The sequence below is a fragment of the Proteiniborus sp. DW1 genome (assembly GCF_900095305.1).
Classification (GTDB): domain Bacteria; phylum Bacillota; class Clostridia; order Tissierellales; family Proteiniboraceae; genus Proteiniborus.
In genome coordinates, this window is record NZ_FMDO01000057.1 from 1 (window position 1) to 24784 (window position 24784).

Annotated in this window: 20 protein-coding genes; 2 read left to right on the forward strand and 18 right to left on the reverse strand. The window is 33.0% G+C overall.

Annotated elements, in window-relative coordinates:
• Nucleotides 1-87: 87 nt before the first annotated feature.
• The 5 genes from DW1_RS13905 to DW1_RS13925 all read right to left on the reverse strand — a co-directional run bounded on the left by DW1_RS13905 (nt 88) and on the right by DW1_RS13925 (nt 7209).
• Nucleotides 88-2049, reverse strand: a complete 1962-nt coding sequence (locus tag DW1_RS13905; protein WP_074351444.1) for an ABC transporter permease — start codon at nt 2047-2049, stop codon at nt 88-90.
• On the reverse strand, nt 2036-2803 hold the full coding sequence (locus DW1_RS13910) for an ABC transporter ATP-binding protein (protein WP_074351446.1): 768 nt from the start codon (nt 2801-2803) through the stop codon (nt 2036-2038). Before DW1_RS13910 ends, DW1_RS13905 begins: the two co-directional genes overlap by 14 nt.
• Before the next feature lie 329 nt (nt 2804-3132).
• Entirely contained in the window at nt 3133-4194 is a 1062-nt protein-coding gene (locus DW1_RS13915) for a sensor histidine kinase (protein WP_074351448.1), read from the reverse strand.
• 25 nt (nt 4195-4219) lie between these two features.
• Nucleotides 4220-4915 carry a response regulator transcription factor gene (locus tag DW1_RS13920; RefSeq protein WP_074351450.1) on the reverse strand — a complete coding sequence of 232 codons (696 nt, stop codon included), beginning with the start codon at nt 4913-4915 and terminating at the stop codon, nt 4220-4222.
• 107 nt (nt 4916-5022) lie between these two features.
• A complete protein-coding gene (locus tag DW1_RS13925; protein ID WP_074351451.1) occupies nt 5023-7209 on the reverse strand; it encodes a DNA topoisomerase III in 2187 nt (728 codons plus the stop codon).
• 369 nt (nt 7210-7578) lie between these two features.
• Between DW1_RS13925 and DW1_RS13930 the strand changes: the two genes are divergently transcribed.
• Nucleotides 7579-9003, forward strand: coding sequence for an FG-GAP repeat domain-containing protein (locus tag DW1_RS13930; RefSeq protein WP_074351453.1), 1425 nt, complete (start codon nt 7579-7581; stop codon nt 9001-9003).
• A 441-nt stretch (nt 9004-9444) separates the two neighbouring features.
• Entirely contained in the window at nt 9445-10746 is a 1302-nt protein-coding gene (locus DW1_RS13935) for a helix-turn-helix domain-containing protein (RefSeq protein WP_074351455.1), read from the forward strand.
• 279 nt (nt 10747-11025) lie between these two features.
• Here DW1_RS13935 and DW1_RS13940 read toward each other — a convergent pair whose 3' ends face one another.
• The 13 genes from DW1_RS13940 to DW1_RS14000 form a co-directional block, all read right to left on the reverse strand.
• Nucleotides 11026-13551 carry an EAL domain-containing protein gene (locus DW1_RS13940; RefSeq protein WP_074351457.1) on the reverse strand — a complete coding sequence of 842 codons (2526 nt, stop codon included), beginning with the start codon at nt 13549-13551 and terminating at the stop codon, nt 11026-11028.
• Nucleotides 13552-14257: 706 nt separating this feature from the next.
• Nucleotides 14258-14467, reverse strand: a complete 210-nt coding sequence (locus tag DW1_RS13945; RefSeq protein WP_074351459.1) for a hypothetical protein — start codon at nt 14465-14467, stop codon at nt 14258-14260.
• 202 nt (nt 14468-14669) lie between these two features.
• The gene (locus DW1_RS13950) at nt 14670-16592 is read right to left on the reverse strand and encodes an ABC-F family ATP-binding cassette domain-containing protein (RefSeq protein WP_074351461.1); all 1923 of its coding nucleotides are present in this window, start codon (nt 16590-16592) and stop codon (nt 14670-14672) included.
• Nucleotides 16593-16741: 149 nt separating this feature from the next.
• The gene (locus DW1_RS13955; protein ID WP_074351463.1) at nt 16742-17464 is read right to left on the reverse strand and encodes an NAD-dependent protein deacylase; all 723 of its coding nucleotides are present in this window, start codon (nt 17462-17464) and stop codon (nt 16742-16744) included.
• Between the two features lie 45 nt (nt 17465-17509).
• Nucleotides 17510-17950, reverse strand: a complete 441-nt coding sequence (locus DW1_RS13960) for a J domain-containing protein (RefSeq protein WP_074351465.1) — start codon at nt 17948-17950, stop codon at nt 17510-17512.
• A gap of 43 nt (nt 17951-17993) precedes the next feature.
• Nucleotides 17994-18773, reverse strand: a complete 780-nt coding sequence (locus DW1_RS13965; RefSeq protein WP_074351544.1) for an APH(3') family aminoglycoside O-phosphotransferase — start codon at nt 18771-18773, stop codon at nt 17994-17996.
• A 106-nt stretch (nt 18774-18879) separates the two neighbouring features.
• Complete coding sequence (locus DW1_RS13970) at nt 18880-19332, reverse strand: GNAT family N-acetyltransferase (RefSeq protein ID WP_074351467.1); 453 nt, start codon at nt 19330-19332, stop codon at nt 18880-18882.
• Between the two features lie 24 nt (nt 19333-19356).
• On the reverse strand, nt 19357-19644 hold the full coding sequence (locus DW1_RS13975) for a sodium ion-translocating decarboxylase subunit beta (protein WP_074351469.1): 288 nt from the start codon (nt 19642-19644) through the stop codon (nt 19357-19359).
• 233 nt (nt 19645-19877) lie between these two features.
• Nucleotides 19878-21182 (reverse strand): DUF4179 domain-containing protein, encoded by a 1305-nt coding sequence (locus DW1_RS13980; protein WP_074351471.1) that lies wholly within the window; start codon nt 21180-21182, stop codon nt 19878-19880.
• The gene (locus DW1_RS13985) at nt 21169-21747 is read right to left on the reverse strand and encodes an RNA polymerase sigma factor (protein WP_242942509.1); all 579 of its coding nucleotides are present in this window, start codon (nt 21745-21747) and stop codon (nt 21169-21171) included. Before DW1_RS13985 ends, DW1_RS13980 begins: the two co-directional genes overlap by 14 nt.
• Before the next feature lie 157 nt (nt 21748-21904).
• On the reverse strand, nt 21905-22438 hold the full coding sequence (locus DW1_RS13990; protein WP_074351474.1) for a GNAT family N-acetyltransferase: 534 nt from the start codon (nt 22436-22438) through the stop codon (nt 21905-21907).
• Between the two features lie 26 nt (nt 22439-22464).
• Nucleotides 22465-23319 carry a GNAT family N-acetyltransferase gene (locus DW1_RS13995; RefSeq protein ID WP_074351476.1) on the reverse strand — a complete coding sequence of 285 codons (855 nt, stop codon included), beginning with the start codon at nt 23317-23319 and terminating at the stop codon, nt 22465-22467.
• Complete coding sequence (locus tag DW1_RS14000) at nt 23316-24716, reverse strand: isoprenoid biosynthesis enzyme family protein (protein WP_074351478.1); 1401 nt, start codon at nt 24714-24716, stop codon at nt 23316-23318. The genes DW1_RS13995 and DW1_RS14000 overlap by 4 nt, the downstream gene beginning before the upstream one ends.
• Nucleotides 24717-24784: the final 68 nt, after the last annotated feature.

Here is a 24784-nt window from a genome sequence, read left to right on the forward strand (position 1 = left end):
ATTAGTTAGTTTATATTATCCTCTTTGTTAGATTAATTTATTCTCGCTAGGTTAGGTCAAAAAAAACCGAGCATTAGCTCGGCATTCTTAAACTCCTAAATTGCGTATTTGTTTTATATACATAGTTTTAGCAAACACATAATAAAATGTCTGGAATACTAGGTATATTAAAGCTACAGTAAGAAAATACATAGTTACATTATCTCCAAGCAAATTACCTAAAGCAATTAATGCAAATGAGGCATGGCTAAAAGTCACTATAAAAGGTAAAAAGAACACTATAAAGGTTTGAGTTGATACTATTTTCTTTGTTTCATCATTAGTCATACCCATTTTTCTAAGAGATAAAAATTCCTGTCTATCCTTTTGAATTTCATTAAACATTTTAAAGTATATAATGCTGCCTGTAGCTATAAAAAATAATATTGATATAAATGTTCCTATGAACAAGAATAACGAAAATGTTTGCATTATATCTCCAAAATCTGATATCCTTTCTGAGAAATATATATTATCATTTTGAGGAATTATAGAAGCTATTTCTTTTACTGCATTAGCTGATTTTTCCCAGTCCTTTACATTATACCCATAGTACATTATTTGTTCTTCTGTTGGTGTATTAGTTTTAAATCTTTCAAAATCAGCATCACTTACTACAGCAATATTAGCTCTATTTTTATTAGTATTTACTACACCACTAATTGCTTCTCCTGAAAGCTTAAACTTATTTAACTCTCCATTAATTATTAGATTTAAATACTCCTCATCACTGAATAAGTAATTATCCTTAACTCCAACTATATTAGACCCATATGAATTAACATATACCTTTCCCTCAGTTAATCTTATCTTCTCCATCTTAAACTGCTCTGCTAAAATATTATAGTCAGAGTTAGATATTACATAAAAATCTTCTGTATTTGAATAAGGGCTCACTTCTCTAATTGGTTTTTCTGGATTTTTAGCTTTTAGTAATATTGCCTGGTTCTTATGTTTTAATTCATTTCCATGCTTTTCTAGGATCTCTTCTGCCTTTTGCAAAATAGACATATCATTTAAGCCTGCTCCTGTTTCCATAAAGCTAATATCATGAGGATGGCTCATCTGTAATTTGACCTTTATGCTCTGCTGAGTAGAATATACGCTAGCTGAAGCAGTTAATGTAATGGCTCCAAGTATAGACACAATAAATAATACCTTTGCATTGTCCTTTAGCTTGTATATTATCTGAGACAATGTAATCATGTTAGTGCCATTGTAAAATATCTTTCTGTTTCTCTTGAGCTTAGTAGTTATATATACACTGAATTGTGAAAAAAGAAAATAGGTTCCTGTAACAGTAAAGAATAGCACAGGAAACATTGTTATAATTATCCATACCCCTGACATTACTGCTAGTCCATAGCCTATTATAATAAATAAAATTGCTAGAACTGTTTTAGCTTTAGAAAACTTAGGTACAGGTTGAGCAACTCTAGCTCCTTTTAGTAATTCTGCTATATTGTTATTCTTTATTCTAAGTGTAACTATGAAGCTTATTCCCTGAAATAACACAATGAAGCTTATTGCAGTAATGGCCACAGCCTTGATAGATATCAAAAATGGTATTTCAACATTTAATACCATTATTACACTAATAGCCATAAAAAACAGCTTTGAAAAAAGTATTCCTAAAAGAAGTCCTGAAATAATAGATATAGAAGAAACAATAATGTTTTCATATATTACATATCTTCTTATCTCTGCTTTAGTAAGTCCAAACATGGATAAAAGCCCAAACTCCTTTTCTCTCGACTTGAGAAAGTTTGAGATAGAATAGAAGGTAAACAAGAAGGTAAATACTAGGATTAGAACTTCACATACTATCATAGTATTAGCTGCTAGTATTCCTTTAGTTCCTAATGTTTTTACATTTGCTACAGTAGGGTTAAAAATAAAGTTAGCAAATATAAAAAACACCATAACCACTAGAGTATTACTTAGATAGTACATTACATATCTATTAAAATTCCCTTTTATATTTTTATAAGCAATATCACGCAATGTCATTGTAGTTGCCTCCTAGCAGAGAAAGTGAATCTAATATTTCCTGAAAGAATGCCTGTCTATTGCCACCCTTTACTATTTCTAGGAAAAACTTTCCATCCTTTATCATCACTATTCTGTGGCAAAAGCTAGCCGCAAAGGGATCATGGGTTACCATCATTATGGTAGCATTTCTTTCTTCATTTAGATTCTTTAGAGATTCCATAACTTCTTGTGAAGACTTTGAGTCTAGGTTTCCAGTAGGCTCATCTGCAAGTATTATAGAAGGATTGTGTATCAATGCCCTTGCACAGGCAGCCCTTTGTTGCTGTCCTCCGGATACCTCATAAGGTCTTTTATTAAGTATTTCCTTTATATTTAATAGGTCTGCTATATCACTTACTCTTTCCTCTATTTCCTTGGTTTTTACTTTTTCTAATGCTAAAGGAAGTATGATATTTTCTTTTATAGATAATGTATCTAAAAGGTTATAATCTTGAAAAATAAATCCTAGTTCTTTTCTTCTAAATAAAGCGGTACGCTTTTCGTTTAGTTTCATAGGATTAGTTCCATTTATATAAAGCTCTCCAGAAGAGGGCGTATCTATAGTAGCTAATATATTTAATAGTGTGGTTTTTCCACTACCTGAAGGTCCCATTACACCAACAAACTCTCCATTTTCTATATTGATACTAAATTTATCTAGGGCCTTTACTGTTAGTCCGCTTTTTTTATTTCCATATATTTTAGTTATGTTATCTGCTTTTAAAACTGACATTCCAATACCTCCATTTGCTCTCCAATTTATTCTTTAATTTCTTGTTTGCGAAACAAAATGCTAAGTGAAACATTTGCAGAACATGACTGCAATTCTTAGCGAATGTAAATGAAAAATCTGTTAAGAAATTTGCATGTCTGAGCGAAGCGAGTTTGCAAATTTTAAGATTTTTCATTGGAATGAGCTTTAGAATTGCTCATGTTCGAAACGTTAAACGTGTATTTTGTTTCGCAAACATTCCATCCATCCCATGGGTTAGTTTATATATTTATTATAAAGAAAAAAAGAAAAATCTAGTATCGATTTTTCTTTCATTTTAATTAGATTTCTTACATTTTTGAAAGTTTAAATATATTTTTCCCTTTATAAAAAATAATAAAAAATTTAGTCCCTTTCCCTATTTCTGACTCAAGGGTTAATCCATGACCTAGTTCATCACATATTCTCTTAGATAGATACATCCCCATTCCAGTAGATTCAGAGGTCCTTCTTCCATTTATACCTGTAAAAAATGCATTGAACACCCTATTTCTATCTTCCTTGGGTATTCCAATGCCTTGATCTTCAATAGACAAAACAATCCTTGCTCCTTCATTATCCACTTTAAAAATAATATTTTTTTCATTTATAGGGACATCTTTTGAGTATTTTATGGCATTTATTAGTATTTGATTTATCACGAAAGATATCCACTTATAGTCTGTTTCTACTATTATATCTTCTTCACATATAATCTTAGGAAATATAGAATGTCTTATTAATGACTTTTTGTTATCATTTATGACTTTTCTAATAGCTGCTTTCAGGTCTACTTTTTCAACCTTAAAATCCAGATTAAATTGACTCAATCTAGCATTAAAAAGCATCAATTCTAGTCCACGATTTATTTTCTCGTTCTCCTCAGAAATGCTCTCTAGTGTCTCCTTATAACGTTCCACACTACTATCTTGAAGTAAAAGATTAATTACAGATACAGGTGTTTTCATCTGATGTACCCATTGATTAATGAAATATATATAATGTTTATGATTTTCCTCATATTTAGAAATCTTGTCATTATACACTTTGTAAGTTTCATTCAAAATTTTGTTATACATTAACTGCTCACTAGTCTTGCCCTCTGTCATACCTAGTATAATTTCTAAATCCTTAGATAAACTGGCTGCTTTGTTAAGGTATTTATAAAAAGGTCTATTTTTTAAATAGTCATATGCAACAAAAAATGAAACCAATACTACTGATATCAAGAAGGCATAAAGTACATTTTCTCTTGGAAATCTCTTTTGATTAATGACTATTGACAGATACATTGTCAAAATTACTAGAAATGTATTGACAAAGTATACTACTATATAGCTAATTCTATCTTTAATGTAGCTTTTAAAGTTCACCATCTACACACCTCTATCCTCTTGACTATCTACTCCAATTGTTAACCAGTTTGTAGCCTTGTCCTCTCTTAGTTTCTATAGCATTTTCTATGTCTATATCCTCAAGTCTTTTTCTAAGTCTTGTAATATTTACTGAAAGGGTATTATCATCTACAAAATCAATATCATTCCATAGTATTTCTAGAAGTTCCTCTCTTGAGACTATTTGATTTACACTTTTTAATAGAGAATACAATAGTAGAAATTCCTTAGTGCTTAGCTCTATCTTTTTACCCTTATATTCAACTATATTCTGATGAATATGCAGATATAGCCCATCTACTTCATATACCTCACTATGGCTGCTTTCAGAATACTCTCCGTACACTCTTCTAATAACACCCTTTATCTTAACTATGAGCAAATCATAGGAAAAGGGTTTAGTAATATAATCATCCCCTCCGTTTTCAATAGCCATGACCTGATCCATATCTGAGCCCCTTGCGGAAATAAATATTATAGGAACCTTTGAAACTGTCCTTATGTCTCTACACCAGTAGAAGCCATCATAGTATGGAAGATTAATATCCATCAGAACTAGATGAGGATTATGTTGAATAAATTCCTTTTTTATCTGTGAGAAATTCTCTACTGAACATGTTTCATAGCCATATTTCTCTAAATGGTTCCTTATTAAATCTTGAAGCTTTTTGTCGTCTTCGATTATCATTATTTTGTACATAATGCACCCCTATTAAAATCATATGATAACAAATATTAAGTTTCCTATTCTACTGGCAAGGATTAGGAGTTCCTACGTCTATGCTAAGCTAAGGATGACAAATCTATTTACTTCAGCTTAAACTTGGATAATGCATCTGCAAGAGCAGTATTTATTGGTTCTTCTTTATTTTTCTTTTGCTCTTTAAGATATCTAGATACATCTCTTTTGGAGACTGTATTTTTAGCTTCTTTTCTTCTTTCATTAAATGCAGATAGCTTTTCTCTAAATCCACAGTTACAGATAAAAATTTGTCCTTCTCCCTCTCCATACAGCTGTAATCTTTTTTTACAATTTGGGCATCTTGCATTAGTTTCTTTTGAGATGCTTTTTCTGTATCCACATTCTCTATCTTGGCATATAAGCATCTTGCCTTTTTTGCCATTTACCTCAAGCATGTACTTACCACACTCTGGGCATTTAGTTTTTGTAATATTATCATGCTTGAATTTATCTTCACTTTTCTTTATTTCATCTACTATTTCCTTTGAATATGCCTTCATTTCATTAATAAAAATGTTTTTATTTAACCTACCCTTTGAAATAGCCCCTAGCTTTTGCTCCCATTCTGCGGTTAGTGTCGGTGATTTTAAATCTTCAGGAACTAATTCAAGTAATTGCTTACCTTTAGACGTAATAAATATGTCCTTACCCTTCTTTTCTATCAAAAATGTATTAAATAATTTTTCAATAATATCTGCCCTCGTAGCTACTGTCCCTATTCCACCAGTTTCTCCTATAATTTTAATTAGAGCTTGGTCTTCGCCCTCCATATACTTTTTAGGATTTTCCATGGCTGAAAGCAAGGTACCTTCATTAAAAGGTGCTGGTGGTTTAGTTGCTCCCTTGGTTTGCGTTATTGAGGATACCTTTAACATGTCTCCTTTATTTATATTAGGTAATAGCTGTTCTCTCACATCATCTTCAACATCGTCCTCATAGATGTTTGAGTATACCTCTTTCCAACCTTGACTTTTAACTATCTTACCTTTAGCAATGAATGTTTCATTGCCAATCTTAGCCTTTATGGTAGTTTGTTCATATTCAAAAGGTGGATAAAGCACAGCTAAAAAGCGCTTTACAACTAAGTCATATATCTTTCGTTCTCTATCACTTAATTCATTCAAGAAAACTGCCTGCTCTGTTGGTATGATGGCATGGTGATCTGAAACCTTGCTATCATCTACAAAGGACTTGTTTGCCTTTATTGGACTTCTCAAAATAATAGCAGTTAATGCCTTATATGGTCCAACACTGCAAGCCTTTATTCTATCCTTCAATGTATCTACTATATCAGAAGAAATATACCTAGAATCTGTTCTTGGATATGTGAGAATCTTATGAGTCTCATATAATTTTTGCATTATTGAAAGAGTCTCTTTTGCTGAATATCCGAAAATTCTATTTGCATCTCTCTGTAGTTCTGTTAAGTCGTATAGTCCAGGAGAAAAGGTCTTCTTATAGGTCTTATCTACCTCTATGACCTGAGCATCCTTGCCCTTAATAGACGAAAGTACTCTTTCGCACTTTTCCCTATCAAAGGTTTTTATGTCTTTTGTTTGACTATCCTGCCATGTTAGTTTTAGATCCTTTGACAGAGCTTGGATTCCATAAAAGTCTCTTGGCTTGAAATTTCGAATTTCTTCTTCTCTCTTTGCTATCATTGCAAGGGTAGGGGTCTGGACTCTACCGCATGAAAGCTGTGCATTATATTTACATGTCAGTGCACGTGTAGCATTAATACCTACAAGCCAATCAGCCTCAGCACGTGCTACTGCAGAAGCGTATAAGTTTTCATATTCTCTTCCGTCTTTTAATTTACTGAAGCCTTCCCTTATAGCCTTATCTGTAACAGAGGATATCCATAATCGTTTAATTGGTTTCTTTACATTTGCCTTCTCGATTATCCATCTTGCTACAAGCTCTCCTTCCCGCCCTGCATCTGTAGCTATTACAATCTCTTTCACATCTTTTCTGTACATCTGTTCTTTAACAATTTTAAATTGCTTACCAGTTTGTCTTATAACCACTAACTTAAGCTGAGAAGGAAGCATAGGCAAATCTTCTAGTTTCCAAGCCTTATATCTCTTGTCGTACTCCTCTGGGTCTGCCAATGTAACTAAATGCCCTAATGCCCATGTAACTATATATTTATCTCCTTCTAAATATCCATTTCCCTTTTTATTGCACTTCAATACTCTTGCTATATCTCTACCTACAGATGGCTTTTCAGCCAATACCAATGTATATGCCACTTAAAATCAGCTCCGTTCTTCTCTTATGATTAACTTATTATTTTTATTTCAATCTATTAATTATCTAATTCATGTATTGACTTTTTAATGCTAATCTTCTGTATATTATGTCTCATTAAGATGAGGTGCTTGTCAGCTTTTTCTCATATGCTCTTATCCTTTGCAAATTTCATCTTTCTCTTTTAGTATATAATTTTTGCATATTATAATCCAGTTTTTCATATTAGAGTACTTCCCTGTCCCTTAGTGCCCTTACTATTTCCATATAATAATAGCAATCCTCATAAAAGCTTTAAGCAATTTTTGTAAATTAAATGCTTACCCAGTTACTTATAATAGATACATAGAAAGAAATAAGGAGGTTATGAAATGAAAATAAAATTTCTCCTTTTGATCTGTATCCTTCTAATTCTTTCAGGATGCAGTTCTAAACAGCCAGAGAAATTAGAAGATATCAAACAAGCAATAGATCAAACAGTAGGGAATATTACAAGTGAAGTAAGTGAAAAAGCTTTAAATCAAGGAAAGCCAGTTTTTGATGAATCTCAAAAAGAGGAGCATGTTATCAGTTCTGAAACTAGCAAAGTAATTACCTTTTCTTGTGGTAATAATGCAAGACTAGATATTGCCTTTTCAGAAGGCTCTGTAGAAAATGAAAGAATATTTGAAGTATCACCTATTAGCTCCTCTTTTATCGGAAAAAATAACTATGCTGGATTTTATTTGACAGAGAAAGGTACAACAGGGAGTGTTGAAGTTAATGCACCAGTTACTATATGCTATATGACTACTGACGAAATACCTGAAGATGTGAGGATAGTTAAATATGGAGAAGAGGGTGAGGAGGATATAGTAGTCCCAGGCTATCGAATCAAGACAAAAGAAGGCAATGGACTAATGGCTTTTGTAAACAGCTTCTCAGGCTATGGAGTTAAAAAGGTTTCTAAGGGTCAAATTGCAAGAATGGCAGATATGCTTGAAAAATATGGTTTTGATTGGGTATTAGATGTAGATGATCACTATAAGATAATGCTTCCTGATGGAACTGAAACGATGCTTCAATGCAGAGTATTAATGGAGAATACTACATCGCCATATTTTTATTCTATGCAGGGCACTTATAATGGTCAGGCAAAGCTTGGATTATATGGTGCAAAGGACGTAGGATTGGAGATAGAAGGTTTTAATTTACCCTTGATCTTTGGTCTTATGTACGGGGACGATAATGCAAGCTTTAAATTAATACCTGTATTTGAAGAATACGATACTATAGGAGGAACTGGTGTTCCTTTAGTATCTCTAATACCTAAGGGCTATGTAGGTAAAGGAATGTTTCAATTAGTACTGGATGGCTTAGAATATATGGGAGGCGAACACGAGTCCGAGGATGATGAAGCTGAACCAATTCCGTTCACTGTATTTACTCGCGGACCAATTGCATATTTAAATATTCATTATTATGGCTTAGGATATATGAAATTTCAAGGAAGTATTGTAGGTCATGCTAAGAAAACAGAAAAAGAGTTACCTACTCCTATTGGTGAAATTGAGCTTGTACCACTTACACAGGACGTTCCTTTATCAGAGTATAAGCCAGATGATAATACAGTAGATATAAATAATGATGACAAACCAGATGTAAGTGTAGACGATAGCCCAGGAAATGAAATTAAATTTGACAATAATGGAGATGGAAAGGCTGATATAACCATAAGAGAGAGTGATGATGGCGGCATAGAGTATGACATGGATGGCGATGGTAAGCCAGATATCACCATATATCCACTGATTTAATTACAAAGGATGTACGTTAAATAGCTTGCTTGACCTATTTACGTACATCCTCTAATATTTTGTCTATGATTCCTTGCTTTTTTCAGCTTCTTAACCCAATTCGTTTAAACATGCTTTACTTACTTCTGTATCTTTTTAGCTCTTATTATTGAGCAATAGTCCTTGTACTCATATATAATCAATAGCTACTTCGCCTGTTTTAGCCTCCAAATCCTGTATTTTCTCCTCAAGTTCATCAATTAAGTCATCTGTTTAATCAAGCTACTTTTACTCTTTTCTAGGAATTCTTCTCGCCATAAAATGAAAATTTCCTTTAATTATGTTGAACATAGAATAGTTGAGATTTAACTATCATGTAAGATTTAATATAATAGCTATACAGGAAATGTTTTCACATTATGCCTAGTGTATACTAAAGCCACGATACGGAAGGAGGATAACATGCAATACACTGAATTAATCAAAACTGCACTGGACTATATTGAGCAAAACCTAAAAGCCAACATTACATCTGAAGAGCTAGCACAGATGGCAAATTATTCGACATATCATTATTACCGTTTATTTTCATCTGTTATGGGTTCTTCGGTTGCCAGCTATATTCTAAAGCGACGTCTTGATCATGCCCTTGCTGAAATCGCCGGCGGTCGTAAGGCTATCGATGTTGTGCTTGAATACGGCTTTGATACCTATGCTGGTTTTTACAAGGCATTTGTAAAGATGTATGGCTGTTCTCCAAAAAAGTATCTTAGCATTTATCAAGAGCATAAACCAAAAAAACCGGAGGTGGTAATTATGTATACCGATAAGGAATTACGAAAAATTTTGGAAAACTGGAGTATTGAAAAAAATCTTCCCATCATTGGTGCCCATATGGCAGATGGAGCAAAAACTTCGGGAAATGTTTGGAGAGTGGGAAATGATTACATTTTAAAAACTGGTAGTCGCGAAAAGCTTATTAAAAATATTAAAATTTCTAAAGCACTCCATAAGCAAGGTTTTGTTTCTTCCCTGCCTGTCCTAACAAAAACAGGGGATGAGTATCTGAACCAGAAGGAACCTTTTGTTCTTACACAAGGATTAAAAGGCAATCCACTCACTAAGTCTGACAGATTCGGAGACAGTCGCATCAAGTTTGGTGAAGAATACGGAAGAAGCATCGCACGACTTCACAAGGCATTAAAATCTATACAAAAAGATATTTTACCCGATGAAGTAAATATTTATGAAAATGTTACAAGCTGGGTACTACCGAATGTTAAGCAACAGAACATACAGTGGGACATGGGAATTGATGATAGCTTTTTTGACGGCTTTATTGAATACTTTGGAAAACTATATGATAAGTTACCAAAGCAACTCATCCATAGAGACCCAAATCCTAGCAACATCTTGTTTGATGGTGACAAGATAAGTGGTTTTATTGATTTTGACTTAAGTGAAGTCAATATACGTTTATGGGATGTTTGCTACTGTGCAACTGGAATTTTATCTGAAAGCAGTGAAGATGCATATGAGAAGTGGTTAGATATTCTAGAAGGGATTCTACATGGTTATGACCTTGAGGGTAAACTTACTCCTGAAGAAAAGCAAGCAGTATTTTATGTGATTTGCTCTATTCAGATGATTTGCATTGCATATTTTGAAAAGCATGACATGTATAAGGAGCTTGCTAAAACAAATCGACAGATGCTGAATTTCATAATTCAAAACAAGGAAAAAATAGAGAACATATTTAAGTAATTACTTTTTTAAATGCTCAGAAATAAACTATACCCTCGATATATTCCCGCAAATGCGTATCGAGGGTATAAGTCTATTTGACAGTTTTCTTTGTATTTTTGTAAGTATTGAAATCTAGTGTTTTCAACATTTTCATAATCTTACTCTTATCCTTCCTCAGATGACAAATAATAAAAATTACCTAAACAATTTACAAGCAGATTCAATTATTTGAGCTATTTCCATAGATAACTTGTCATTGTCAGCAAGCCTAGTTCTTGAATAAACGGGTCTTGACTCTCACCGATAACTTGAGCTGTCATTTGACTGGTAGTTATGCTTGTTCTTGCTTTCCAAGAACTTAATCGCATCTTCTTCATCAAGAGGCTTGCTGATCAGGTATCCCTGTATTTTATCACAGTCATGTTCTTTTAAATACTGCAACTGAATATCATGCTCAACTCCTTCAGCAATTGTATAATGCCCAAGTTTATGTGACAACGAAATAATATCACTTGTTATAGCCTTATTTATATCTGCGTCTATCAACTTATCTATAAACATTTTGTCAATTTTCATGCAATCTACTTTTAATTCCTTTACTCTGGCCAGTGAAGAATATCCAGTCCCAAAATCATCTATAGCTATGTAAAGCCCTGCGTCTCTTAATTTCTCAATAACATTATTGATAGTTTCATAATCAGAAGCAAAGACTGACTCTGTAATCTCAATCCCCATGCTCTTCGGGTTAATCTGCATTTCCCTCATAAGTTCAAACAGCCTGTCTGCAAAATCAGTTTGCAATAGCTGAATAGCAGAAATATTGACTGAAACGCAGATTTCATCGTATCCATGCTCTTTGAGCTTGTTCAAAAAACGAAATGCAGTTATAATCACTTTTTCACCAATCGAAAAAATAAGCTTTGTTTTCTCTGCTATAGAAATGAACTCAATTGGGGACACAAGTCCAAGCTTTTCTGTCTTTAATCTGGCAAGTGCCTCAAAGCCAGAAATCAAACCTGTTCTTAAATTCATAATAGGCTGATACTGCAAAAACAAATGGTCATTAGTATTTTTGCCCATAGCTATAGCGTTAAGAGCTTCTACAATATCTCTTTCCCGGTTAACTATGGCTTCCAGTTTTTCATCATAAAAGGAAGCTTCAAAGTCCTTTCCAAACAAGCCAACAGACCTTTCTGAAGCAATCAAGAGCCTCCTCATAAGTAAATCAATATCCACCTCATTTTGATTTTGTTCAATTTCGAGAATTCCAATCCCACCGCCTATTCTATCTGTTGCAAATAAGGGTTCTAAAGTTTTTGCAATAACATCGCTAAAATCAACAAGCTCATTTTTATCTTTGTAGTCAAAGATATAGAAAACAAAACTATTTTCATAGGCTTTAAATAAAAGACGATTATGGGTGCAATACTGATTAAGGGCCTCAGCTGCCTTTTTTATCAGATTCTGAGTATACTGGAACCCATAATTGGCTGTTAACAACTGAACCGGACTTAAGTTAATGCCAATAAGTGCCTTTTTTATTCCCTTCTTTAGCCTAACATCCTTTACAAATAATGACTCCAAATAGTCTCGATTATACAGCCCAGTCCATCTATCATGCTCATTGTTAAATTTTAGGGTATCTTCAATTACTTTTCTATCTGATATATCTAAAACGATTCCTTCTAGCGCTTCAATTTCACCTTGTTCATTGTAAATCCCTTGTCCCAGCTCCAAAACCCATTTTTTCTCTCCAGTGGCAGTTATAATTTCATACTCGTATTTAAACGGCTGTCTTTTTGCAAGAATTTGCTCCCATCTATTCCATAAAGCCTCATGATATTCGGGGGAAATGATATCCTTAAAAGACAGGTCCCTGTTATACAGTAGGCTCTCTGATGGATAGCCTGTGAGGTTAAAGCAGCCTTCAGAAACATACTGCATTGTCCAGTCACGATCGTAATTGCACCTATATGCAAGCCCAGGAAGATGAGAAAGAAAAACAGATTTGCTACGTTCACTCTCTTTCAGTGCTTTTTCAATGGCTTTACGCTCAGTGATATCCTGAACCAAGCAAATATGACTGTATTGCTTACTATTTGATAAATTAAAAGAAGCAACTATCACATGTGCCCAAACGACTGAACCATCTGGTTTGATATATCGTTTTTCCATTGAATAAGTCTTGATTTCGCCTGATTGGAGTTTTTTATAATTTTTCATATCTTCTTCCAAATCATCTGGATGAGTTATCTTTGTCCAACCTAAACGAGTCAGCTCTTCTTTTGTTCTGCCTGTGATTTGTTCATACACTGAGTTAAATATTACAATAGCCTCATCAGGGTGTTCCGGATCATAGTTATATGAAATTGCAATGCCAATAGGGGCTTGTTCGAAAACCATGTCAAAGGTAATCGTCTGTTCATCCAATTGTTGCTCTATGGCTTGCTGAGCACGTAATAGAGCAACATGAACATCAATCCTAGCTTTCAGTGCATCCATATGAATTGGCTTACGAATATAATCCACTGCACCAAGCTTTAGACCCTTGATTTCATTGTCCAGTTCATCATGATTTGTTAATATTATGGTGCGCATCTCCTTAAGTCGTTCGTTCTCTTTTAAAGCCTCAAGAACTTGAAAACCATCCATATTGGGCATATTCAGATTGAGTATGAGTAAGTCAACCCCATCATGTTCCTCAAGCACACTCATGGCTTCCTCACTGTCACGAGCAGTCAATATGTAATATTCACTTAGCATATTTTTGATGCTCAATCTGTCAGTTCCTGAGTCATCAACTATCAAAATCTTAATTTGCATTGTGAATCCTCCTTCTTTTGCCACACTAGCTCCTGGCTTTCCTTGAAATTACTTTAATTCCTTGAGGAGTTTCCCTAGTAATTTTAAAAATCTTTCTTTCAATAGCACCACTATCCCGTCTTCCTTTTCTTCATTAAGCACTTTCTGTAATACCATAGCTATATTATGTAGTAATTTGGTCCCGATACTTCCAGAACTGTTCCTTACCTTATATACGATTTGTAGGGCATCATCCTACCTTTTTCACAAACAGCAATTTCAAGCTTGTCCTTCGATTAGCTTCTGATATTGTAATTCAACTATTTTTATTAATATTCATAAGTTCATCTTCTGTATAATAATATGATACCCTATTAGTTAGAACAAATTCAAACTAAATTAATTGTCTTTTAATTAGAATTTAATCTGTATAAAAATGCATGATTATACTTTCTATATCACTTCTCTTAGCTAAAATTTAGGAATAACAACCATTAGTTGTTTCATTTCTTCCAGAACTATATCATACATAAATAGTTTTGGCTTTTTTCTCATCATCTCTTTTTGCTTTTAAGCACAAAAAATGGCGAAGTTTATTTGGTCCTTGAATGACCTAAACTTTGCCATATGATTTTCTACTATGATTTAAAACTTTTTATTCTATTTGTTCTATTTGTTCTATTGGTCTTATCTCTAAATAGTAATGCTCTTCTGTAGGATCTAGTTCCTATCCTGCACCACCACTTCCTGTACTACCATCAAAAGGGAAGATGTTTTGCAGTAAAAGTACTCCAATAATACCTATGACTATACAGGCAGCAATCGCTGCCCACTTTTTCCAACCCATAGCTTGTTTTTCAAGCTGGGTTGTTCTTGCTACTTCAATATATTTTCCACAAACCTGAATTAATGCGTCAAAGATTTTCTTTTCTTTCATTCAGAAAGTAGCAGCTCTGCGCCATTATATCGTTTTTTGGCTCTTTGCTCATTCCAACGGTTAATTGAAAAACTACGAGTGATTCGTCCGAGGTATACACCTAGAAAATTTGGTTTTTCAGGAGGAATAGCGTTCCATGCTTTTCCGATGGACTAAGACCAAAATTCTAAACTATATATCTATAAAAGCATCTAAGATAAAGCTATTTCTTTTTATTCCTTTCAATTTCTTCAGCTAATTCGTTTAGATAAACCCATCTCTGCATTTTTTCGTCCAGTTGTTTTTCTAGCTCTTCTCTTTGAGCCAATAGTTCTTGTAATAGTACATAATCAGAAGATGATTCATTTATTTTGGTCTCAACTTCCTGTATTTTTTCTTCAAGTCCTACAATTATGTTGTCTATTTCATCAAACTCTTTTTGTTCCTTGAAGGTAAATTTGAGGAGCTTTTTCTTTTCATTTTTTGAATCATTTTTACTATCTTGAGCCTTATTATTCTTATCCTTACTTTTATTCGGGGTGTCATATGGAGTATTGTCTTCATTATCTAAAGATTCACTTTCTTTAAATAATGAGTAATTACCAGTATATTGCTTTATTTTCCCGTTTCCCTCAAATACAAATATTTTTTCTGCCATTTTATCTAGAAAATATCTGTCATGTGAAACAGCAATAACTGCTCCTGGGAAGTCATCTAAGTAATCCTCTAAAATAGTAAGGGTTTCTATATCAAGGTCGTTAGTTGGCTCATCTAAAAGCAGAACATTAGGCGCGTCCATAAGCACTCTTAATAAATGTAATCTTCTCTTTTCTCCACCTGAAAGCTTGCCTATAGGAGCCCATTGTTCTTGAGGTGGGAATAAAAATCTTTCTAGCATTTGTGATGCGCTTATTTTTTGTCCATCTGCTGTTGATAAATATTCTGCACTCTCTCTTATATAATCAATAACCCTTAAGCTATCATCCATATGATAAGTTTCCTGAGAAAAGAGTCCAATTCTTACTGTCTCTCCTATTTCTATATTTCCACTGTCAGGTTCTAGTCTTTTACTGATAATGTTTATAAGAGTTGATTTGCCACTTCCATTTGGTCCTACTATACCTACTCTGTCATCTCTCAACACTACATAGCTAAAATCGTCTATTAGCTTCTTATTATCATAGGATTTAGTTATATGCTCCAGCTCTATTACTTTTTTACCTAAACGGCTGCTGGCTACTGATATATCTAATTTCTCATCTTTTGTACTTGTAGCTTTTTCGCTTAATTGTTCGAAGCGTTCTATTCTAGCTTTTTGCTTAGTAGTACGAGCCTTGGCACCTCTCATTATCCATGCTAGCTCTTTTCTCATTAAACTTTGTCTTTTTCTCTCGCTTGCAGCTTCAATTTCTTCCCTTTCTAGCTTTTTCTCAAGAAAATAATTATAATTCCCTTTGTATATATGAAGATTTCCAGTATCTAATTCAATTATCTGATTTACCACTCGGTCCAAAAAGTATCTGTCATGGGTAACCATTAGAAGTGCACCTTTTCTCTTGTTTAAATATTGCTCTAGCCAATCTATTGTGTCATTGTCAAGGTGATTAGTAGGTTCATCTAAAATAAGCAATTCTGAAGGGGTAATGAGTGCTGAGGCTAAGGCGATTCTCTTTCTTTGTCCACCTGATAATGTGCCTACCTTTGCAGTAAATTCCAATATTCCAAGTCTTGTTAATACTGTTTTAGCTTCACTTTCTATTTGCCATGCATTCACTGTATCCATTGCACTTGTTAGCCTTGTGATTTCTTCAGCAGGTGTATCTGGATTTTGTATAGCTTTTTCATAATCTCTTATCACTTTCATGCTCTCTGAATTACCCCTAAAGACTTGCTCAAGTACTGTAGCTTCTGGGTCAAAGTCAGGGTTTTGTGGTAGATATTCTATTCTAACTGAGTTTCCTTTTATGATTCTACCCTCGTCTGGCACTTCTACTCCAGCAATAATCCTTAGTAAAGTTGACTTACCAGTGCCATTTATTCCAATAACACCTATTTTATCTCCTTCATTTATTCCGAGATTTATATTATTGAGTAGTGGTTTCTCACTATAGCTTTTTTTAATGTTCTCTATGCTTATAAGGTTCATACTGTTTTCCCTTCCTATTCATTTGTGTATAATTCTTTATAACATATACGAAATAAAATCGCAAATACGAGGAGGCTGATAACATGTCCAATTTTTTCAATGGATTCTATAAGGCGAGAAGTGGTTATATGTCGCACTTAATATATTACTTAAATGACTTGTTTAAGTACTTTACCAATACTTTCATTGAATGTCAAAGCAGCTCTTCTATGGTAATGTGTCTGTGACTTATTTATTAGAATCAGCTTATCTCCTTCATAGTACTCTATCAATCCTGCAGCTGGATAAACTGTTAAGGATGTTCCTCCGACGATTAGCACATCTGCTTCTTGAATATATTCTAAAGCTTTTTCTAGTACATTCATATCTAGACTTTCCTCATAGAGAACCACATCTGGCTTTACTATACCATTACATTCATCACATTTTGGTATATTAGTAGATTCTAGTATGTAGTTGAGGTCAAAGAATTTGTGGCACTTTGTACAATAGTTTCTATATATAGATCCATGTAATTCAAGTACATTTTTTGAGCCAGCCATTTGATGAAGTCCATCTATGTTTTGAGTTATTACTGCTTTTACCTTGCCTCTTCTTTCTAGTTCTGCAAGGGCAAGATGTGCATCATTTGGCTTAGCATCTTTGTATATCATTTTTGTCTTGTAAAAATTATAGAAGTCTTCTGTGTGATTCATAAAGAAGCTATGACTTAATATCATTTCTGGTGGATATTTTAAGCTGCTCTCTGTTGAATAAATCCCTGTACTGGATCTAAAATCAGGTATATTGCTTTCGGTAGATACCCCAGCACCTCCGAAAAATACAATATTGTTGCTCTCTTTAATTATATCCTTTAGTTTCTCAATACTCATAGCACCCCTCCTTCTATACCACTCTATCTAATTTATCCTATTTAATTATTCCTTATTAATTAGCTTATTGTATGCTTCTATCAGTTCAACCATTTTGTCATTATCCCCTCCATGATCTGGGTGATATTTTTTTGCTAGTTCTCTAAACTTTTTCTTAATATCATCAATAGAAGCTCCTGGATTCAATCCGAATACTGATAGAAGACCCACATCATAGATATCCACAAAGTTCAGCCCATTTTCTTTGCAATGCTGGAAATATACACTATAAAAGTATTCTTCAAAAACACCATCTAAGTCCTCATTGCTAAGTTTGATTAGATTCCTAAGTGGATACTTTACAGATAAGTTATTTACATCTTTTGTAGAAAAATAATCATCCCAGACATATCTCTTTGAAGTTGAAATCTGGTCGTAACTAAAACGTATCCGCTTCTCTTCCTTCTTTAATTCCCTTAACTTACGTTTTAATTGGTCTATTTCCATCTTACCCCCCAGTTATATCGAAAAAATAAAAAGCTTTCATTAGCTAAAAAAGTTCATCAAGAAGTATATAATAGTTTATTCTTTCCCAGTCTGCTTCCATATCTAAATGTTTAAAAAGTAATTCAGTATACTCGTCCGTCCCAAAGTTGTGTTGTAAAGACCTAACGCATAAAGCTATGTCTTGATAAATATCTGCTATACCAGCTCGTCCTAAGTCTATAAAGCCACTAATTTTATTATCTTTGCCAAAGATATTAGGAAGGCAGTAATCTCCATGAGTGAATACTGGTGTATGAGCTTTAGGTTTATTGTTTTTTAGGTAATTCAGTAATTCTTCAGGAGTTCTAAAGTTATTGTTTTCTTCCCAATCAGACATATCTACAAAATTATTTTCTATATTATACAAGGCATCCTTTAGCTTTATTTCTAAACTATTATCAAAAGGACAATCATCAATTGGAATAGAGCTAAGCATTTTTATACCATCAGCTAATAGCTTCACCGTTTCCTCTGGCTTAGATAGCAAATTGTCCGAACAAAGCATTTCCCCATCAACTTCAGTCATAAGCAGATAATCCAAGCCATTATAGGAGTTAAAATATAGTGCTTTTGGTACAGGCAATTTATCTCTTAGCCAGTCTATTATTTTATACTCTTTTTCTAGTTCTTGTGATGAAGGCTGGATTTTTAAGTAGTATGAAACATTGTCATTATAATATTTATAAACTCCTGCATTTGAGCAGCCTATATTGTTTTCCTCACAGCTCATTCCAGCAAGGAGTTCGTTTAAGTCTTTTGGATAAGAAGTATTTAAATTGTTCATGATATCACCTCTAGGTTTTTCTGTCATTTTCAGTTCCTTAGTTTAAGTTAATGGCTTTATTTCCATCTATATCTCCCTGATAAACTTTGGTTCACAGTCTTTCCAATTACAATAATTTTTCAAATTCTGATATATAAATTCCTTCACTAATCTCTATATCTTTTACTTTTTTATATCCATTTTTTAGATATAAATTAACGGCAGGCAAGTTCTTTGCTCCAGTACAAACTACCAGCTTATTTATATTTCTATGGATTTTTTCCACAAAGCTAATAAGTCTTCCCGCAATACCCATTCTAAAAAATCTAGGATGTACTGCAACCCTGTGTATATCTAAAATATCTTCAATAACTTTATATGATATAATTCCTGCCAAGACATCGTTAATGTAGTATCCATAAAATATTTCATCACATTCCTGCAAACTTTTTATTGTATCTTTTAAAGGAGGGATTTCGTAAAAATTTAAAATCTCAGCCTCAACTTTGTATGATGCCTTTTGTAAGTCTAATACAGCCTCTGCTGTTACTATGTCATTCAAATCAAGCCTTCTAATCATCTCTTCACCTCTTTATAATAATATTTACTTTACTTGCTTTCTAATAGTAAGTAAAATGATAATTCCTGCTATTGTAAGCAGTCCAAATAAGCCAGTAAGAAGATGTGATGATGATTGGCTTGAGATAAATATTGTTGTTGGTCCATCTGCACCTCCAATAATTCCTATAGAACTTCCGTGCTTTATATCTCTTTTCAATTTGAATGATAAAAATATAGGCAATAAAAAATCAAATCCTAACATCATTATGGTAACTATCCCAGTTATAAGGGTAATTATAAAAACTATCTTGGAAAATTTCCTTTTATCCAATATGCTCACTCCCATATGTGCTTTGCATTCCTTTTACAGTCTGATTAACTCTAACTCCTTACAAAGCTTTTATAGCAAATCATAGAAAACAATATTCCCTTCATATAAATACTTCTATATAAGCTATCTTTCTCCTTCATAAATACATATTCTTGATGTATATTAATATCAAAAAAGCGATAAGATAAAGCTTTATCCTATCGCATAATTTGATTCAAGTAGAATGCTATTTTTTAATCTAATGGAATATCAATAATCTTGTTATAAGCTTGTGTATAAGTTATTTTCTCTATGCTCAGTTCGTACTTACTGCCCGTCTTAGGAAAATGCAATGTTCTAGTATGAAGGATTGTTCCATCCTCTAGCTTTTTCAAGTCACTATTAATAGTTTCTTTAAGATTTATTCTCTCTCCATCTACTATAAGCCCCACTTTCGTAAGCACTACATCATCTCTCGTAGTAAAAGTAACATATGTGCTGTCTCCTGACTCATAGACTTGATTTATTTCAATATCTTGTCCTAAAGCCTGAACTTTTATATGTTTTAACTCTTTATTTAGGTTTACCTTTTTATTCACATCGCGGTCTACAGAAAAGCTTTCTATATTAAGCTGGAGCGAGGTCAAGTCATCTGGCAATGCATCATATTCACTATGAAATCTGATTCCCTTCATATCTGTACTCATACCTCCGCCCTGCCAATCTACTTCCTTCCCATTTGCTATGAGCTTAATATTTACACTATTAGGTCGAAGCCTTTCTCCAAGTATTTGATCCTTTGCAAACTCTATAATATTTTGTATTTTCCCATGGAGTACAGTTTTAGTCGGAGAAGCTACGATGGACACTAAATGAAGTTTTGTATCTCCCGCTTTTACTGTCTTATTTATGGTTTGCTTCAATGTATGGCCCATTGCCTTGTTTGGGTCAATACTAAATCTAATCTCTCCCTTTTCATAGTTTTTATTATTAAAATACATAAGCTCTAATTTCAGTTTTTTCTCAAAAACAGAAGGCTTCTCAAAGCTATAAATCCATTTTACCTCTGTTTTCTCTTCATTCATTTCCCCCTGCCCACCTTCTGGATTGTATTCCCTGATAAATCCTTTAATAGTCATAATAAAATGGTCTTTCTCATTAACAGCTCCATCTGGGTCCTTTACTGTATAAAAAACTAAAAGCTGGTTTTCATCAACCATTACACCATCTAAGGTCACAGTTACTCCATTAGTGAACGTATGGCTTTTCCCAATAGGCTGACCTTTTCCTAGCTCATTTAGCTGTCTTAAGGTTCCATTCATTACATTATCATATCCAAGAAGCTTTTTCCCATAGTATGCTAGAGCATTAAAGTTGTATCCCACGAGTAAAAATACAATACAAGCCACTGTAACAGCTATCCTCCAGTTTTTCTTCCTTACCTTAGTTTGTGAACTGCTTTCTAATGCTTTGTATAGTCTTGACTCTAATTCTTCTGGCACTTTTATATTGTCTATGTCTTTCTTTTTTTCAGCTAATAGTCTTTCAACTTCTTTCAATTTCATCACCTCCAAGGCTTTCCTTCAAATTTTTGAGCCCAATAGAAATACGTGATTTTACTGTTCCAAGAGGAATTTTTAATATATCTGATATAGTTTGATAATCTAAATCTAAAAAATATCTCAACCTAATAACCTCTTGGTGCTTTTCATTAAGCTTAGATAGGTGTTCTTCTACCATTATCTGTTCATCCATAGTTCTTAATCCACCTTCATGTCCCTGCTCTTCAACAATTTCCAATGAAACTATCTTGTTTCTTTCTTTTAAAATTTTTTTACAACAGTTTACTAGAATAGTTTTGCTCCAACTGTAAAAAGCTTCTGGTTTTTTTAACTGGTGCATTTTTTCATGTAAAATCACTATCATATCAGACATTGCATCTAAAGAGTCATCCTTATTTTTCATATATATAAAGGCCAGTTTATAGTAGTCCTGCTTTTTTTCCATAACTAGCTGAACTAATGCATCCTTATGACCTTTTTTGGCTTTTTTCACTAGTAATTCTATGTCCACCTTACCACCTTCTTTCATATATAAGAGTATATCATTATAAAAAAAGTTCATTCTAAATATATTTTTTTATAGCCAATAGAAAAGCTCTGCTTTCTATCTTTTTCATTTTAGAAGTTTGCGTCAATGAATCCACTCCCTTTAAAGGCTTCCATTAGAAGCTTTTTTTAACAAAAAAAGCTTCTAATGGAAGCCTTTTTCTTGTTTACATCTACACTTTATTTTTTTCAAAGTTTTCGTACTCCTCTTTTGTAATCTTAAAATATTTGCAGTCTAGATTAAATATTTCTATATCTTTAATATACTTCAATCCTATTTTCTCTAAAACATTCATAGAAGCAGTATTTGTTTGCTTTGTAAGACCTATAATATTGTCCAAATCTATTTGCTTAAATGCATATTCAAGAGATGCCCTTGCTGCCTCTGTAGCATATCCTTTTCCTCTAGCATGCTTGCCAAATGCATATAAGACTTCTACTTCTGAAAGATCCTTAATATAGTTTAGACCACAATGCCCTAATAGACAATCGCTTTCTTTGTCTACAACAGCCCATATTCCATAGTTATATTTCTCCCAATGCTTTATCATATAATTCATAAATTTCTCAGTTTCTTCTAAGGTATGTCCTTCTCCCTTTGGAAGCCATTTGCCAACCTCATATTCTCCCATAATATCAGCATAATCCTTTAAATCCTTTTCAACATCAAAATGCCTTAAATATAATCTTTCAGTTTCTACTCTCATTAGTAACCCCCTAAAAATTAATAGTTTTATAGTAGTGTATAATACATCTCATACTGTGAAATTGAGTCTTTAGTAAAGCCTAAGTGCTTCATAAAGCCTAAAAGACTTGCATTGTTAGGAAAGTTAATTATTAATTTTTCTATACCAAGGTCATTCACAGCATAGGTGATAAGGCCTTTAGCTATATTCTGATGACGAAGCTCAGGACTAATCCATATGAAGCTAATCTTTCCTTTAGGATGGATACTCAATCCTCCTATTATTTTAATATCTTTAAATAACCCGTAATGTATTTGTCCGTCAATTTGACTAACATAATCAAAATCGTTTTGCCAATTTATATGTATATCTGAGATTTTATTTTTTAAAGCCCTTAAAATTTCTATACCTACTTTTTCTACTCTTAAATCACTAGGTAATATTCCTTTAATCTCTGATGGATTGTTATGTGAGTAATATACTATATCATACACCTTTTCATAGCCTTTTTTCTTGTAAAAATTAATAGCTCTATCATTGCCTACTATAACCTCTAAAAACATCTGCTTGCAACTATTCTCTAAAGCTATTTCCTTGTGGAGTTCAAAAAGTTTTTTTCCAACTTCGGTACCTCTATATTCAGGATGAATACATAATGCTCCACATCTAAGTGTTTTTATTCCTTCATATACTTTAATGCCAGCTAGATTAAGCCCTACTGGCTTATCACCATCAAGGGCAATGACAGAATACTCTAGGCTATTTCCCTCTGGTCCAAAAAATCGCTTAAAAAAGAACTCCTTTGACATCTCAATCTTTATGATATAATCTGAAAAGCCAATTTGAAAAGCTTGAAATATGGTATCTTCGTTCACATCTGTGCATCTTTTATAATTTATCATCTAAACACCTCTACTTCATTGAAATTATACTTTTTACTTAATACCGTGCAAATATCTAATATATCCTTTGATGAAAATTCTTTTTGGAACCTTCTTTTTAATTTTTTATAATATGCAAATCTAAGCATAGAATATTTTTCAAGTTCTTTAATATATTTCTTACTAAATCTCTTTTTGTTTTTTGATATTGCTTCAAAAATCATGACAATACAGCATTTCTTTATGATTCTTTTTAGCTTTATAGAATCCTCCTTTGTAAAGATTTTTGCATCATCCACAGCTTCTTCAATAAACCAGAGTAATTTGTTTATCAACTTGTCTAAAGGCCACTTTTGACCAACCTGAGAAAGTATAGTCATATGTCCATTACTTAAGTCTTCTTCTACATCCTGAAGATCATCAATAATCTGAAGAAACACACCATAACCAAACATAAAGTCTGCTTCTTCTAATGTAAGCTCTCCTTTTACAAGACAGCCATCAGCTAATACTGATGTGCCTCCTTTTTCAAAACTAATGCCAATTATATCTCTTTCATAAGGAAGAGTTTTTTCTCTCTGCTGAACAAGGCTTTCCTCTTGGCCTTTATGAATAGCTAATAAGCTTTGATGTACCTGAGGATATTTCTCTCTTGGAAATTCTCCTTCAATTCTTTTAACAAGCTTGTAGACATTTTCTTCGTTAATGTTTGAGACATTAGCCTCTTCTCCACAAAGCCATTTTTTTAACTTTTTACTAAAATCCTTTTTATTTTTAACTGATACTTCAGGATCATCAAGATAGTTGTCACTATAAGGATATAACATACTATATGAGAAAATAGAAGGTGTTAATTTGGGTTCCATATTAAATAGTACCTGGATACTATTCATGATCCACACATTTCTAATAGCTTGAAATATATCATATACATTCATACTTGAATCAAACTTCTTAACTTCTTGAATAAATTCTTCTGTAACTACTGAGTATCCTTTATCCACAAAAAAACTAATATAGCTTTCCTCATCTCCAATAATACTCATTTCCATCTCTTTTATTAATGAAAATATCCTACCAACCCATTCACTTTCTTTGCCCTCTTCATTAGGCATATTATGTAGTTCCTCAAAAAGCTCTTTTCTGAACCTTTCTACTTTTCTTTCGTTAGAAAGCTTTTCTAATAATCTGATTTCTCCTCCAAACTTGTAAAAATCAGCCTTTGTGCTCCACCAGGCATTAATATATTTAAGTTTTAGATAGTCAACTACTTTTCTTATGTCCAATAATTGATTAGACTTTTCGTAATCCTCTCTTCTAATAGTCACATACTCACCTCTATCTGCTATCCCATACTCCAATAATCTGTCTTCTATAAAAGAATAAAATAATTCCACCTTTTTTACATAAAGATACATAATATTATTCTATAAATTGCTAGAAACTCCTTTATTTTTTATTAGAGTATCGAAATATTATTGTTGAA

Bases quoted from the DNA above. Each gene is read 5' to 3' on its own strand.
- DW1_RS13940 (WP_074351457.1), bottom strand. From the start codon at position 13,551: ATGCAAATTAAGATTTTGATAGTTGATGACTCAGGAACTGACAGATTG.
- DW1_RS13950 (WP_074351461.1), bottom strand. From the start codon at position 16,592: ATGAACCTTATAAGCATAGAGAACATTAAAAAAAGCTATAGTGAGAAA.
- DW1_RS13930 (WP_074351453.1), top strand. From the start codon at position 7,579: ATGAAAATAAAATTTCTCCTTTTGATCTGTATCCTTCTAATTCTTTCA.
- DW1_RS13985 (WP_242942509.1), bottom strand. From the start codon at position 21,747: ATGAACTTTTTTTATAATGATATACTCTTATATATGAAAGAAGGTGGT.
- DW1_RS13990 (WP_074351474.1), bottom strand. From the start codon at position 22,438: ATGAGAGTAGAAACTGAAAGATTATATTTAAGGCATTTTGATGTTGAA.
- DW1_RS13945 (WP_074351459.1), bottom strand. From the start codon at position 14,467: ATGAAAGAAAAGAAAATCTTTGACGCATTAATTCAGGTTTGTGGAAAA.
- DW1_RS13905 (WP_074351444.1), bottom strand. From the start codon at position 2,049: ATGACATTGCGTGATATTGCTTATAAAAATATAAAAGGGAATTTTAAT.
- DW1_RS13955 (WP_074351463.1), bottom strand. From the start codon at position 17,464: ATGAGTATTGAGAAACTAAAGGATATAATTAAAGAGAGCAACAATATT.
- DW1_RS13960 (WP_074351465.1), bottom strand. From the start codon at position 17,950: ATGGAAATAGACCAATTAAAACGTAAGTTAAGGGAATTAAAGAAGGAA.
- DW1_RS13965 (WP_074351544.1), bottom strand. From the start codon at position 18,773: ATGAACAATTTAAATACTTCTTATCCAAAAGACTTAAACGAACTCCTT.
- DW1_RS13910 (WP_074351446.1), bottom strand. From the start codon at position 2,803: ATGTCAGTTTTAAAAGCAGATAACATAACTAAAATATATGGAAATAAA.
- DW1_RS14000 (WP_074351478.1), bottom strand. From the start codon at position 24,716: ATGTATCTTTATGTAAAAAAGGTGGAATTATTTTATTCTTTTATAGAA.
- DW1_RS13935 (WP_074351455.1), top strand. From the start codon at position 9,445: ATGCAATACACTGAATTAATCAAAACTGCACTGGACTATATTGAGCAA.
- DW1_RS13970 (WP_074351467.1), bottom strand. From the start codon at position 19,332: ATGATTAGAAGGCTTGATTTGAATGACATAGTAACAGCAGAGGCTGTA.
- DW1_RS13995 (WP_074351476.1), bottom strand. From the start codon at position 23,319: ATGATAAATTATAAAAGATGCACAGATGTGAACGAAGATACCATATTT.
- DW1_RS13920 (WP_074351450.1), bottom strand. From the start codon at position 4,915: ATGTACAAAATAATGATAATCGAAGACGACAAAAAGCTTCAAGATTTA.